The organism is Streptomyces camponoticapitis, from assembly GCF_014646115.1.
GTDB classification, from domain to species: domain Bacteria; phylum Actinomycetota; class Actinomycetes; order Streptomycetales; family Streptomycetaceae; genus Streptomyces; species Streptomyces camponoticapitis.
In genome coordinates this window covers 456,599-469,081 of record NZ_BMMV01000002.1, presented here as the reverse complement: position 1 = coordinate 469,081, position 12,483 = coordinate 456,599, and the positions used below count along the sequence as shown (strand labels likewise).

Genomic DNA, 12,483 nt, shown 5'->3' with positions numbered 1-12,483 from the left:
GATGCCGCCGTGCCGCCGCAACAGTTGACCCTGACGCAGGGGCAACCTCGCAGCATGGTGGGCATGACTACGAGAACCAGTGCGATCGAGGTCGCCGGGCTACGCAAGTCGTACGGCGACCACGAGGTGGTCGCAGGAGTCGACCTGACCGTCCCTGCGGGCACCGTCTACGCCCTGCTCGGACCAAACGGGGCCGGCAAGACCACCACGGTCCGCATCCTGTCCACGTTGCTCCCCGCAGACGCCGGGCAGGCTCAGGTCGCCGGGTACGACATACGCGGTGAGGCCGATCGGGTGCGTGCGTCGATCGGTGTGACCGGGCAGTTCTCCGCCGTGGACGAGTTACTGACCGGGCGGGAGAATCTGAGGCTGATGGCCGACCTCGGTCACCTGGACCGGCGCCAGGCGAAGAGTGTGGTGGGGCGCCTGCTGGAACGGTTTCATCTGGCCGATGCCGCCGATCGGCGCGCTGTGACGTACTCCGGCGGTATGAAACGGCGTCTGGACCTTGCGATGACCCTGGCCGGCGGGCCGCGGCTGATCTTTCTCGACGAGCCGACCACCGGCCTCGACCCACGCAGCCGCCGTGACCTGTGGGGCATCGTGCGGGAGTTGGTGGCCGACGGGGTCACCGTCTTCCTCACCACCCAGTACCTGGAGGAGGCCGACCAGCTCGCCGACCGGATCGGTGTGCTCGACGGGGGCCGGCTGGTCGCCGAGGGCACCGGGGCCGAGCTGAAGCGGCTGGTCCCCGGCGGTCACATCGAGCTTCAGGCCGCCGACAGCGAGCGGCTGGCCGAGTTGGCGGGCCGGTTCCCCGAGGCGAGCCGGAACGCCGCGGCACTCACCGTGACCCTGCCGCACGACGGCAGTCTCTCCACGCTGCGACGGCTGTTGGCCGGGATCGACGACGACGCGGTCACCGGGCTCGCCGTGCACACGGCAGACCTGGATGACGTGTTCCTGGCTATCACCGACCACTCCCCCGCCGACGAGTTTCTCACGGAGGTGCCGGCGTGAACAGCGCGACGTATGCCGTCCGCGACTCGGCGACCATGCTTCGCCGCAACCTGAAGCACATGGCCCGGTACCCGTCGCAGACGCTGATGCTGATCGGCCTGCCGCTGCTGTTCCTGCTGGTGTTCGTCTACGTCTTCGGCGGCACCATGGGCGCCGGTCTGCCCGGAGTCCCGGCGGGGGACCGCGCCGACTACCTGACGTTCATCACTCCCGGGATCTTGGTGATGGCGGTGGCAAGCGTGTCCATCAGTACCGCGGTCTCGGTCGCCACCGACATGACGGGCGGGATCATCGACCGGTTCCGAACCATGGCCATCGCCAAGGTCTCGGTGCTTACCGGCCATGTGCTCGGCGCGATGATCCAGACCGGTCTGGCACTCACAACGGTCTTCGGTACGGCATTCCCGCTCGGATTGGAGACGGCAGCCTCGACGACGCAATGGCTGGGACTGGCCGGTCTGCTCGCGTTGCTGTCGTTCGCGATGACCTGGTTCACCGTGGCGCTGGGGTTGGTGAGCCCGAACCCGGAGGCCGCGAGCAACTGGCCAATGATCTTCATCATGCTGCCGTTCGTGGGCAGCGGGTTCGTACCGGTCGATTCAATGCCGACCGGGCTGCGGTGGTTCGCCGAGTACCAGCCGTTCACGCCGATCATGAACGCCTTCCGCGGTCTGCTGGCCGGATCACCGGCTGGTTCGGACGTGCTCTTGGCCATCGGCTGGTGTGTGGTGATCGGGCTGGTCGGCTACCTCTGGTCGCGGTATCTCTACCGGACCCGGGCCGGGAACTAGGAGACTGCTCTGATGCTGACTATCGGCGAGCTGGCGTCGTACGCGGGAGTGACGGTGCGCGCGGTGCGGCACTATCACGCCAAGGGGCTGCTGCCGGAGCCGGAGCGGGACCACTCCGGCTATCGGAGGTATGACGCGGGCGCCGTAGTCGAGTTGGTCAGGATCCGGACCCTCGCCGACGCCGGGGTCCCGCTGGCGCGCGTACGGGAGCTGCTGCAGGCCGGCGAGGAGGACTTCGCCGCGGCAGTCGCGGATATCGACAAGCGGCTGCGGGCGGAGATCCGGGAGCGGCAGCGGCACCGCGAGGGGATCGCCCGCCTCGCCGCCGGGGACAACCTGGCACTGCCCCAGGAGGTGGTCGACTTCCTTGACCGGCTGCGGGCCCTCGGGGTCGACGAACGGATTGTCCAGGTCGAACGCGACGGCTGGATCCCGCTGGCCGCGCGCTCACCCGAGCGGGTCCCCGAGTGGATGGCACGCAAGCGGGAGCAGATCGCCGACCCGCAGATCATCGCCTTCTACCTCACCCTGAGCAAAGCTCTGGACCGGACGGACGACGACCCACGACTGGTCGAACTGGCCGACGGGTTGGCCGCCTACATCACGCGAATGGCTGAGGCGCAGGGCGATTTCTCTGTCGACGGCACCGACATCGAGCCGCTGTTCGCCCAGCTGCTGGACACGCATGTGTTCGACACCCTGCCGCCGGCCCGCCGGCTGATCGAGCTGCTGACGAAGCGAGGCTGGACCGGCTGGACCAAGCTTGAGCGCGTGAGCCCCACTCAGGGTGCGGCCGGAGCACGGTAGGAACACGCCGCGGTGCGGCGTTCCTCGCTCGTCGACAAACGCTGCCGCGAGAAGTGATCGGGGCCGACGGGACGGGCCGCGGTTCGCGGACACGGAGGATCACTTGCGGGACAGCCCCTGGGCAGGGGATGCCACCAGGTTCTTCGGCGGATTTCCCTTGTGGGAACCGGTGTTCTCGCGCCCCCGGTTGAGGCGCGCCTGGGCCAACAGGCTTATGAGGGCCAGGAGGATGGTGAGGGCGGTGTAGCAGACCACCGCGGGGATCTCGCCCAACGGTTCGACAAGCTGCCCCTCGATGACGATCGGCAGTCCGAACGCGAGGTAGGACACGACGTAGATCGCGGCCACGATGCCGGCGCGCTGGTGCGGTGCCACCAGGGGGAAGATCAGCTGGAGCGCCGCGGTGAAGGCGGCGCCGAATCCGATACCGGCGACCGCCTGCCCGACGATCATGATCGGCAGGCTCCCGGCGAGGACTCCCCCGATGATACTGGCGGCGCCGATGACGGAGGCGTTGATACCGATCGTCATCGCACGGCGCGAGTCGATCCTGGCGAACGCGAGTCCGATGATCGTGGACACCGCCGGAGCGACGAACCCGGCCACGCCCCCCAGGAAGCCACTGTTCAGGTGGAAGACGCTGCGGACCATGTTCGGCGCCAGCCCACCCGACAGACCGGCGAGCATCCACACCGCGGCGACCACTGGTGCGGCGGCGTAGAACTCCTTGCGCGCCGCCGCGGGGATGGAGATGCGGGGAATCATCGACTGCCCGGCCCCGGCGTTGCGCGTCACCGTCTCGGGAGACGCGAACACCGTGATGCCGCCTAGGACGGTGAGCGTGATCAGCACGATGAAGACGATGGTGTTCGCCGACGGGGTGAGCTGAATGGCCAGCCCCGCCATCAGGGACCCCATCGCGAGACCGCCGGTGAGGCTGACGCTACCGAGGATCGTGCCGAGCCTCTTCTTGTTCTCCGGGGCGAACTCGACCAGTGCGGCGGTGAACGCCGAGGTCGCCGCTCCGCTCGCGATGCCCTGGACGATGCGTCCGGCGACGACCCAGTTGATGTCCGTGCTGAACAGGAACAGGAGATTCGAGGCGAGCTGCACCACCAGGGCGCCGATCAACACGGGGCGGCGCCCGATGTGGTCCGAGAGTGACCCCAGGGTGAGTGCCGCGACGAGGAACCCGATCGCGTAGACGGCGAACGCCACGTTGAGCATCTCGGGTGGGAAATCCCATCGCTGCTTGTAGGCCACCAGCATCGGCGTCAGCGCCCCCGCCGCGAGATACAGGCTCGTGAAGGCAGTGGCGGCGCCCGTCATCGCGAGGCCCGGGGGCAGCTTTCGCCGGCTCGGCGCGGCGCCGGAGGAAGTGGCGGGTTGAGTGGAAAGCACGGTGGCTCCTTACGGAAGTGAAGGAGGCCGGTAGGAAGGTTCTCGGCCGTTGTGCTCTCCACGCTAGGGAGAAGAGGCCTACGGTTTTAGTCCACCTGTGGCTCGGCATTCCGGTCCACTTGCTGGGCTGTTCCTGCTCTCGGAAAGCTCGTGGGTAGCCACGCGGAACGCGCAACGGGCGCCTGGCTACGCGGCTCGTCGGGAGCCGGAGCAACGCGCCGTTGCCTCTCGTGGAGTCTGGCGTCAGACGGTGACCGCGGCGCCCCCGTCAACGCGCAGTACGCTCCCCGTGATCCACTCCGCGCGCGCCCAGGCGAGGAAGAGCACGGCCTGAGCGATGTCGTTCGGGACACCCTTGCGGCCCAGCGGGGCCACAGCTCCCGCTGGGCGTTCCCTCCGAGGTGGTCGGCGATGTCGGTGCGGATCTTGTCGGCGCCGGGCGTTTCGACGTTTCCGGGGACGACCACGTTCACGCGCACGCCCTTGGGGGCGAGCTCTTCGCGGTGAAGGGTTACGCCGGTACGACCCTGGACGATCTCGTCGCCGCGACCGGGCTGGGCAAGCAGAGTCTCTACAACTCGTTCGGGGGGACGAGGGAGCTCTTCCTCCGGGCGCTGAGCTCGGACGCTCGTGTCGCGCCCGAGCCGGTGAGGGAGGCGCTGTCGGGCAGCTCCTCGACACCGCTCGAACGGATCCGCGGGCAGCTGTTGACGCTCGCGATCACCCACAGCGCGGCGGATGTCCAGGGGTCCTTGTTCACCAAGGCCACAGTCGAGCTGGGCCATCGTGACGTGGAGGTCTCCGAATCGGCCCTCGACGCGTTGGGAGAGCTCCAGGAGGTCTACCGGGATTGCATCGTGGACGCCCAGGAGGCCGGCGAGGTCGAGACCGAGGCTGACCCCACCCCGCTGGCGGCGTTCTACGTCATGGTCGCGCGCGGTATGGAGGTTCTGGGCGCAGCCGGGGTGAGCAGGGCGGATCTGACCGCCATCGCCCTGACGGCGCTCGACGCGCTCCCCTTGACGGCTCTGGGCGATCAGCGACGGCAGGCCGACTAGAACGGGTCTCGCCGCGGCTCCTGTGCGTCGGTCATCGCAGCACGGCACACAGCGCTCTCAGTGCTCCTGGCCATGCGCTGTCGGACACGGATGAGAAGTTGACGACCAGCGCGTCCCGCCGAGGCAGGCGAGCGTCGGCCGCAGGGTGGCGGAACTCAGCCATTCCGCTGACGGTGAGCCCTTGCCGTGCCGCGGCCCGGAGGGCCGACGCCTCCGTGCCGGCCGGGAGGACGAGGACGGCCTGCAGCCCGGCGGCCATGCCGGCGACGTGGATGTCAGGGGCGTTCTGAGCGAGGGCCGCGATGAGCTCATCGCGCCGCCGCCGGTAGTTCTTCCGTCGGCCGCGCACATGGCGGTCGAACGCGCCCGAGGTCAGGAACTCGGTGAAGATCAACTGATCCACGACGCTCACCGTGTCAACGCGGCCTTTGGCCGCCGCGACGGCGGGGAGGAGATATTCGGGTACGACCATCCACGCCAACCGCAGAGCCGGCGCGAGGGATTTGCTGGCCGTTCCGAAGTACACGACGTGTTCGGGGTCCAGACCCTGGAGAGCCCCCACCGGTTTGCGGTCGTAGCGGAACTCGCCGTCGTAGTCGTCCTCAAGAATCAGCCCGCCATGGCTGCGGGCCCAGTCGAGCACGGCCGCACGTCGTTCGGTGGACAGTGCGAAGCCCGTGGGGAACTGATGCGCCGGAGTCAGGAGCACCGCGACCACATCTCTCAGTTCGACCAGATCGTCGATGCGTGCCCCGTCCTCGTCGACCCTCAGAGGGGGGATGCCCATGCCCTCGTCGCCGAGCACCGCCCGGTAGATGTCGAGGCCGTACCCTTCAACAGCCACCGCCTCGACGCCCCGCCCCTTGAGCGCCCGCGCGAGCACCGTCAGACCGTGGTGAAACCCCGAGGTGATGATGATCTGCCCGGGTCCGGCGTACACCCCTCGCACCCGGGAGAGATAGTCGGCGAGAGCTGTCCGCAACTCCATGCTGCCGAGCGGATCACCGTAGCCAAACGCGCTGTGGGACGCCACGGCGAATGCCCGGCGCGCGGCGGCGAGCCATGGAGCACGAGGGAACTCCGCGAAGTCCACCGCTCCGGCTTCCAGTCCGTGCACGGGCCGTCGCCGGGGCTCGACCGAGGCGCTCCCGGGCGTTGCGCGGCGGGGCTCCGCCCGCTCGGCGACCCGTGTTCCGGAACCGTGCCGAGCGGTGAGCCAGCCCTCTTCGACCAAGTCCGTATAACACTCCGTCACCGTGCTCCGCGCGATGCCGAGGTCGGCGGCCAATGCCCGGGAGGCGGGCAGGCGGGTCCCTGGTGCCAGCCTTCCCGAACGCACCGCGTCACGCAGGGCATCCGTCAGTCCGGCGCGCAAACCGGACCCCTGAAGGTCGAGGTGCAGATCGATGCCGGCCTTGGCGAGTACGTCGGCCGAGGAAGTGGTCTGAGGTTTACGCATACAACTGGACCTTACATACACTCCTCCTGGTTCTACCGTGGAAGACATGACGATTCAGGATGTACCAGAAACCCCACAGCCCCTCCTGCACGAGCACACCCAGCGCTTCGACTGGATGACGCTCGCACCGGACGTCTTCAAGGCCATGATCCGTCTCGACACCGCGGCGAAAAAGGGACTCCCCGAGAGTCTCATCAACCTGATCAAGGTCCGCGCTTCACAGATCAACCACTGCGCGTTCTGCCTGGACATGCACAGCCAGGACGCCCTGGCCGCCGGGGAGTCCGCCGAGCGGATCATCCAGCTCAGCGCCTGGAGCGAGTCGAAGCACTTCTACTCCGCGAAGGAGATCGCAGCGATCGAACTGACCGAAGCGGTCACCGTGCTCACCGACGGCTTCGTCCCGGACGAGGTTTACGACAAGGCCGCCAAGGAGCTCGATGAGACCGAGCTGGTGCACGTGATCTCGGTCGTCGTGGCGATCAATGCCTTCAACCGTTTCGGGGTCTCCTCCCGGATGGTCCCCGGACACTACGCGCCGAGCCCTGCTCACTGACACACGGCGCACCTCCGCCGGCCGGCCTCGTAGCACCGAAGGCTCCTCGCGGTCCCGCCCCCTGCCATGAGGGCGTCGTGGGTCCCGGACACGCGGCTCCCTCCCCTGCGAACAGAGGAGGGAGCCGATGTGGTGTGTCGTCGGTGGATCAGGCGTGGCGGTGGGAGCGCCGGTTGCCGATGACGAGGCGGTAGAGCAGGAGCAGGATCATCGAACCGATGATCGCGGCGATCCAGGTGGAGAGGTCGAAGAAGCCGTCGATGGAGTCGACACCGAGGACGACCTTGCCGAGCCAGCCTCCGAGCAGGCCGCCGACGATGCCGATGAGCATGGTGACGATGATGCCCCCCGGGTCCTTGCCCGGCATCAGGAGCTTGGCGATGGCGCCGGCGAGCAGGCCGATAAAGATCCACGCGATGATGCTCATGGTGCTTCTCCATCTCGTCACACAAAGACTGTCACCACACCGTGTGCACCATCCGCGCCCGAACAAACATTCCGGCGACTCTGCCTGCCGGAGAGCCTGATCATCTGCGAAAGGGATGGAGATCGCGCCGTTCCTCCTGCGGAGTCGCTGTTCGCTCGCCGTTACACGGTGAAGCCGTCGAGGGTGCTGTACTGACCGGACAGCTTGGTCACCACGATGGTGTGTCTGCCCGAGGAGAGCGGACCGGACGTGTACACCGCGACGTTCGCATGTCGTACGCCGTCGCTCGGCAGTGTGCTGACGACCTGCTGCGGTCCGCCGTCGATGCTGATGCCGATGTTTCCCTGGTCGGTGTTCTGCTCGCCGTACACCGTGACTCTGGTGCCGGTGAAGGTGAGTGACGCGGTCGATCCGTTCGAGGTCGCGTAGCGGACGTCGTTCTGGTGGTCGCCGTACGAGCGGCCGCCCGCGTACGCGTATCCGCTGTAGGTGATGCTGCCGTCGTCGTCGTTGAGCCGGATGGATCCGGGGACCTGCGGAGTGAGGGAGATCTGCCCGGCCGAGGTGCCGGCCGGGATCGGGACGATCATGAACCCGCTGGACAGATGGGTCACACCGGCGACCGGGGTGGTACCGATGTACACCGGCGTCGTCGGGCCGAAGCCCTCACCCGCGACGAGGACCTCCGTGGCGTTGGCCGTGGGCGACACGTAGAAGATGTTCGCGGGGACGGAGAGGGCAGGCGTGAAGGAACCGGAGCCCGCACCCGCGGCGCGCACCAGGGCGTTGGGAAGGTCGGACGGCTTGGGGTTGGCCGGGATGGTCGTGTTGCCACTCGCGTGAGTGTCGACCGGCTGGGCGCACGGGTACGACTGGATGCCGGCCGAGAAGTAGTTGCCGGTGATCCAGAAGTGGCCTGTCGGGCTACAGCCGCCGTGGGCTTTGTCACCGGCGCGGAAGGCGATGTTGCCCTGCCAGTTGATCCATTCCGAGCCGGCGTCGTTGTAGTAGGTGAAGTTGGTCGTGGGGCCGTTGTAGGCGATGTTGCCGGTGACCTGAAGGCCCTTGGCCAGTGTCCGCACCGGGTCGATCGTCTTCCCGTCAGCCTGGTACACGTACTGCGCCTGGTGTCCCTCGACGTAGACGGCGCCTCCGTCGCTGCGGACGGACAGGTAGTCATGGAGGATGTTGTTGCTGATGGTGTTCGAGCTGTTGATGTTCGTGGTGTTCTGCGGGGTGCTCGCCTGATTGACGTGGCCCTGGATGACTCCGGCCGTGATGCCGGTGTAGGGCAGGTCGTACAGGTTGTTCCGGGTAATGGTCGTGTGCCGCGAGAACAGCAGGGTGATGCCGCTGGCCGACGAGTAGTCGGTGCCGATGTGATGGATGACGTTGTCCGCCACGGTGGTACCGGTCAGGATTTCGTTGGTGCCGGTCGCTGCGGTCTCATTCGCTCCGTTGGGGGTGCAGTTCTGCTTTATCCCCGCGGCGTCGGACGGGTTGGTCGGCAGCGGGTCGTAGGTGCAGCCGAGGAGGATCGCGGTGGAGGCGATGTCGGTGAACTCGTTGCCCTGAATGAGGGTGTTGGTCGCTCCGTACATCACGCCCAGTCCGGCTCCGCCGAGTCCGGCGAACCGGTTGCCGGTGAGCGTGATGTTCTTGGAAGCGGTGAACGAGACGTTCGCCAGGGGCTGGGTCAGGGCTCCCCAGGGGCAGCTTCCCGCGGGATTGGAGAACCCGCACATACCCTGGTTGTTCGCACCGGTCATCCGCAGATTGCTCTGCACATCGGCGAACCCGGAACTGGTGGAGGGAGCGTTCCAGGTCGCGAACGAGAACTGAAGACCGCTGAAGGTGATGTCGTGGATGGGCGCCGCGAGGATACCGGCACCCTGGACCAGGGTTTCGAGGCGCGGCAGTTCGACGTCGAGGGCGGACATCTGCTGGCCGGCGGAAGGCTTGTAGTACAGCTTGCCGCCGGCGCCGTCCAGGAACCACTGCCCGGACCCGAGCAGGCCTGCGCGTTCTCGATGCGCGCGGGCATCGTGTTGGGCGACATGGACGGCAGGCCACCGCTGGCTTGCGCGTAGGACGCCCGGGCGGTCACGTTGGTCCAGCACGGCTGGCTCATCCTCAGCGTTCCGGTCGCCGCGGAGAAGCTTGCCACGCGGCATCTCGACTCGGTCCACGGCCCGTTGCCACCAGGGTAGGCGAACTCGACTCCCGCCACCTGGCTCGCGGTCAGCGAGCCGAACCGCGCCATCGCCGCCTGGTCGCCGGAGATCGTGTAGCCCGTGGACGTTCCTGTCCACGAGCCCCGGAACCCCAGGCTCGCCGGGGTCGCCTGTGCTATCGGGACCTTACGGCCGCCGATGTACAGCTGGCGGCTGTTGCTGGAGCCGGGTACCGGAGCGGACCACACCCCGCTCGATCCGAGCTGCGTCCACCCGGTGACCTGTGAGGCCCCCGAGATCACCGGATGTGCGCCTGGCGCGGCCCTCTACACCACCGGGTGGCCCGGCGTGCCCGAGTCCGCCGGGCCGAGGGACCAGGTCTTCGACAAGCGATACACACCGTCGGCCAGCAGGACGCTGACGTCCGCCGAACTCTCCGCGGCGAGATGCGTTCGAACCGCCTCCTGCGCACCGGACAGGGAACACGGGGCCGAGGACGAACAGGTCGAACCCGCCCTGGACGGCGACGCGTAGAGCGTCACGGAGGGCGCGGCAGCGGCGGATTGAACTACGGGTGCCGTCAGAATCAGACCGAGGGCTGCTGCGATCGGGCCGACGCGGCGCAGCAGCCTCCGCGTGATCGAACGTTGTGGTGACATGGGCGGGTCCTTCCCATGTACGGATACGAGACGGCCTCCGAGTGAGCGGAGGGCTGGCCTGGGGGGGCGGCCGGGCAGCGCGAATTCTCATCAAAGGGTGTTCCGGCGACGGGGGTTCGGGCCCGGCTGGTCAAGGTCGTACGGGTATCGCGTCCGCTGGCGGACTCGCGTGCGTCTGTAGAGGTGCCTCCGGCGGGCTGAGGGCCAGGACCGCGCACTTACATCCTATGTTTGGTGAATAGTCGAGCCGCCCGCCTCCTCCTGTCAGGGGTCTACGCAAGCATGCCGCACCAACTTTGCTGTACTGGCAGGGGTGTTGAGGACGCGGTCGCCATCGGACCTTGCAGCGCCAGCTGAACTCCTCAGGGATTCATCGGGTGTCTGATCCGCCGACCCAGGCTCTGCTCTGGTTGCCCGCACGTTCCGGGGACCAGCGCTGCCCGGCACGGGCGGTCAGCGGCAGCGTGGCGATTGACCGCGCGCAAGAAGAGCCGGAAACCGAGGTCGGCGGAAGCGGGGTTGGACACCTCTCCTTCCTCGCGCGCCCGCGTCAATTGGTCAGCGTGCGCCGCTGGTCCGGCGCAGGACATCGGCGACGAAGTCGTAGTCGACTGAGTCGCCTTCACGGATGTCGACGGCCTTCCGCTCACCCTTGCCGAGCGGCCGCAGCAACTTCGGTACGGCCTCGATGCTCTCCGCGTCGAAGACCATGAATGTGACCTTGTCTCTCGCGACATGGATGACCGCCGCGTGACGCCCGTCGCGGAGGAAGTGGGGCTTTCCGTACTGGAATGCTTCCTCGGCCCCGGGGATGGTGCTGTGCACCACCTCCCGCAGCTTTGTGCACACCTGCGCCTGCCAGTGCTGCGTCTTCTCGATGTAGTTCGTGATGTCGTCGTTCATACTTTCCTCCGGGTAAGCGCTTGACTCGGCGCCGGTGTTCTCGCGTCCAAGGTCGGCCGGGTCGGCTCGGTTCAGGCTGCTGCGAGGTAGGCGGTGAGGCCGTCGAGGAGCATGTTGCTGCCGAATTCGGACTGGTCGCGCTCCTCGGCGCTGTCGAGGGTCTGGTACAGGGTGATCCGGGTGTGGTCGCCGTCGGCGTCCAGGTCGACGGTCATCAGGGCGAGTTCCTCGCGGCCGGGAACGTCCATGCCGATCACCAGTCGCTTGTTCTCCACGACCTCGGTGTAACGGCCGGACAGCGGGACGCGGGCGCCGCCGGGGATGACCATGACGGAGCTCCAGGCGCCGCCGGGCCGGACATCGAGGGCGACCTCCTCGGCGTGGGCCCACTGCCCGTACTGATCAGCACGGGTCCAGGCGGCCCAGACCTGGGCGACCGGGGCCTCCAGGGTGCGGGTGACCGTGTAGTCGAAACCGGTGGTGGTCATGGCTGTCTCCCTCAGTTCGATCCCGCAGCAGCGGGGTCAGGACTCTCTCTCACACAGGACGTCGGAGCCGACGACACCTTCTCGACACCACCCGGAAGATTTCTTTTCCCAGATGCCAGTACATCCGTCGGCCGTGGACTGACGGCCGTGGGCTGACGACGTCCCGTCCCGCGATCCATCGCGGTCGGGCCGGGCGTCAAGGTTCACCAGGCGTAGTCGCTGATCGCCGTCCACATCAAACGAACGGGAGAACGGGGTGAATCGGCTTACGGCTCGCCGGAATGTTCTCCGCCCGCCTTGGCTCTCATCGGCGGTTCATCCATGCCACGCCGGCAGGCCTCCTGTCGTATGGGCCCATGCGGAGTTCACCGGTGCTCGCCCCCTTCAACCCTGCCGTGACGCTCCGTCCTGGTCGACGCCGTTGCCCGGCACGGTCCGGTCCCTCTGCGCGAGGTCATGCGGCGCGCCTCGACCCCCCACAACCTGTTCCACCTCAGCCACCACATCCCACCCGCGGAGGCCCTCAAATGAACGACGACACGCTTCAGCTCATCGTCGACCGCGCCGCCATCGCCGACACCGTGTACCGATACGCCGCCGGCCTGGACCACGGCGACGCCGACTTGTTCGTCTCGTCGCTGACCGAGGACGCCACGGTCGACCTGACACCCGCCACGACCAGGATCGGCCTGGAATTCCCCGTGCTGACACCGCGTAAGACCATTGTGGAGGCGCTGATT

13 protein-coding genes and 1 pseudogene are annotated in these 12,483 nt (G+C 67.6%); 7 read left to right on the top strand and 7 right to left on the bottom strand.

Features of this window, described 5'->3' with window-relative positions:
* The first annotated feature begins 63 nt into the window (after window positions 1-63).
* Genes IEY79_RS04815 through IEY79_RS04805 form a run of 3 tightly spaced genes read left to right on the top strand, consistent with a single transcriptional unit; the run spans window position 64 to window position 2,618 of the window.
* Window positions 64-1,020 (top strand): ABC transporter ATP-binding protein, encoded by a 957-nt coding sequence (locus IEY79_RS04815; RefSeq protein ID WP_189105993.1) that lies wholly within the window; start codon window positions 64-66, stop codon window positions 1,018-1,020.
* The gene (locus IEY79_RS04810; protein ID WP_229700627.1) at window positions 1,017-1,811 is read left to right on the top strand and encodes an ABC transporter permease; all 795 of its coding nucleotides are present in this window, start codon (window positions 1,017-1,019) and stop codon (window positions 1,809-1,811) included. The genes IEY79_RS04815 and IEY79_RS04810 overlap by 4 nt, the downstream gene beginning before the upstream one ends.
* Before the next feature lie 12 nt (window positions 1,812-1,823).
* Window positions 1,824-2,618, top strand: coding sequence for a MerR family transcriptional regulator (locus tag IEY79_RS04805; RefSeq protein WP_189105992.1), 795 nt, complete (start codon window positions 1,824-1,826; stop codon window positions 2,616-2,618).
* A gap of 99 nt (window positions 2,619-2,717) precedes the next feature.
* On the opposite strand, the gene IEY79_RS04800 is transcribed toward IEY79_RS04805, so the two are convergent.
* Window positions 2,718-4,019 carry an MFS transporter gene (locus tag IEY79_RS04800; RefSeq protein ID WP_229700626.1) on the bottom strand — a complete coding sequence of 434 codons (1,302 nt, stop codon included), beginning with the start codon at window positions 4,017-4,019 and terminating at the stop codon, window positions 2,718-2,720.
* A gap of 243 nt (window positions 4,020-4,262) precedes the next feature.
* On the bottom strand, window positions 4,263-4,394 hold the full coding sequence (locus IEY79_RS37220) for an SDR family oxidoreductase (protein ID WP_229700625.1): 132 nt from the start codon (window positions 4,392-4,394) through the stop codon (window positions 4,263-4,265).
* A gap of 26 nt (window positions 4,395-4,420) precedes the next feature.
* On the opposite strand from IEY79_RS37220, the gene IEY79_RS37215 reads away from it, so the two are divergent.
* Window positions 4,421-5,077: a TetR/AcrR family transcriptional regulator gene (locus tag IEY79_RS37215; RefSeq protein ID WP_229700624.1), complete on the top strand. Its 657-nt coding sequence runs from the start codon at window positions 4,421-4,423 to the stop codon at window positions 5,075-5,077.
* 31 nt (window positions 5,078-5,108) lie between these two features.
* Here the strand turns inward: IEY79_RS37215 and pdxR are convergent, their stop codons facing one another.
* Window positions 5,109-6,536 (bottom strand): MocR-like pyridoxine biosynthesis transcription factor PdxR, encoded by a 1,428-nt coding sequence (gene pdxR, locus IEY79_RS04785; RefSeq protein WP_189105989.1) that lies wholly within the window; start codon window positions 6,534-6,536, stop codon window positions 5,109-5,111.
* A 46-nt stretch (window positions 6,537-6,582) separates the two neighbouring features.
* On the opposite strand from pdxR, the gene IEY79_RS04780 reads away from it, so the two are divergent.
* Complete coding sequence (locus IEY79_RS04780) at window positions 6,583-7,092, top strand: carboxymuconolactone decarboxylase family protein (RefSeq protein WP_189105988.1); 510 nt, start codon at window positions 6,583-6,585, stop codon at window positions 7,090-7,092.
* A 148-nt stretch (window positions 7,093-7,240) separates the two neighbouring features.
* Here IEY79_RS04780 and IEY79_RS04775 read toward each other — a convergent pair whose 3' ends face one another.
* Window positions 7,241-7,519 carry a GlsB/YeaQ/YmgE family stress response membrane protein gene (locus tag IEY79_RS04775; protein WP_189105987.1) on the bottom strand — a complete coding sequence of 93 codons (279 nt, stop codon included), beginning with the start codon at window positions 7,517-7,519 and terminating at the stop codon, window positions 7,241-7,243.
* Between the two features lie 161 nt (window positions 7,520-7,680).
* Window positions 7,681-9,639: a hypothetical protein gene (locus IEY79_RS04770; RefSeq protein ID WP_189105986.1), complete on the bottom strand. Its 1,959-nt coding sequence runs from the start codon at window positions 9,637-9,639 to the stop codon at window positions 7,681-7,683.
* Window positions 9,640-9,891: 252 nt separating this feature from the next.
* On the opposite strand from IEY79_RS04770, the gene IEY79_RS04765 reads away from it, so the two are divergent.
* Window positions 9,892-10,227 (top strand): hypothetical protein, encoded by a 336-nt coding sequence (locus tag IEY79_RS04765; protein ID WP_189105985.1) that lies wholly within the window; start codon window positions 9,892-9,894, stop codon window positions 10,225-10,227.
* 683 nt (window positions 10,228-10,910) lie between these two features.
* Here IEY79_RS04765 and IEY79_RS04760 read toward each other — a convergent pair.
* Entirely contained in the window at window positions 10,911-11,255 is a 345-nt protein-coding gene (locus tag IEY79_RS04760; protein WP_189105984.1) for a DUF1801 domain-containing protein, read from the bottom strand.
* 71 nt (window positions 11,256-11,326) lie between these two features.
* Entirely contained in the window at window positions 11,327-11,743 is a 417-nt protein-coding gene (locus IEY79_RS04755) for an SRPBCC family protein (protein WP_189105983.1), read from the bottom strand.
* Window positions 11,744-12,024: 281 nt separating this feature from the next.
* Between IEY79_RS04755 and IEY79_RS38315 the strand changes: the two are divergent.
* A pseudogene (locus IEY79_RS38315) lies at window positions 12,025-12,474 on the top strand (nuclear transport factor 2 family protein); the annotation flags it as partial.
* Window positions 12,475-12,483: the final 9 nt, after the last annotated feature.

Bases quoted from the DNA above. Each gene is read 5' to 3' on its own strand.
- IEY79_RS04815 (WP_189105993.1), top strand. From the start codon at position 64: ATGACTACGAGAACCAGTGCGATCGAGGTCGCCGGGCTACGCAAGTCG.
- IEY79_RS04755 (WP_189105983.1), bottom strand. From the start codon at position 11,743: ATGACCACCACCGGTTTCGACTACACGGTCACCCGCACCCTGGAGGCC.
- IEY79_RS04805 (WP_189105992.1), top strand. From the start codon at position 1,824: ATGCTGACTATCGGCGAGCTGGCGTCGTACGCGGGAGTGACGGTGCGC.
- pdxR (WP_189105989.1), bottom strand. From the start codon at position 6,536: ATGCGTAAACCTCAGACCACTTCCTCGGCCGACGTACTCGCCAAGGCC.
- IEY79_RS04775 (WP_189105987.1), bottom strand. From the start codon at position 7,519: ATGAGCATCATCGCGTGGATCTTTATCGGCCTGCTCGCCGGCGCCATC.
- IEY79_RS04765 (WP_189105985.1), top strand. From the start codon at position 9,892: ATGTACAGCTGGCGGCTGTTGCTGGAGCCGGGTACCGGAGCGGACCAC.
- IEY79_RS04760 (WP_189105984.1), bottom strand. From the start codon at position 11,255: ATGAACGACGACATCACGAACTACATCGAGAAGACGCAGCACTGGCAG.
- IEY79_RS04780 (WP_189105988.1), top strand. From the start codon at position 6,583: ATGACGATTCAGGATGTACCAGAAACCCCACAGCCCCTCCTGCACGAG.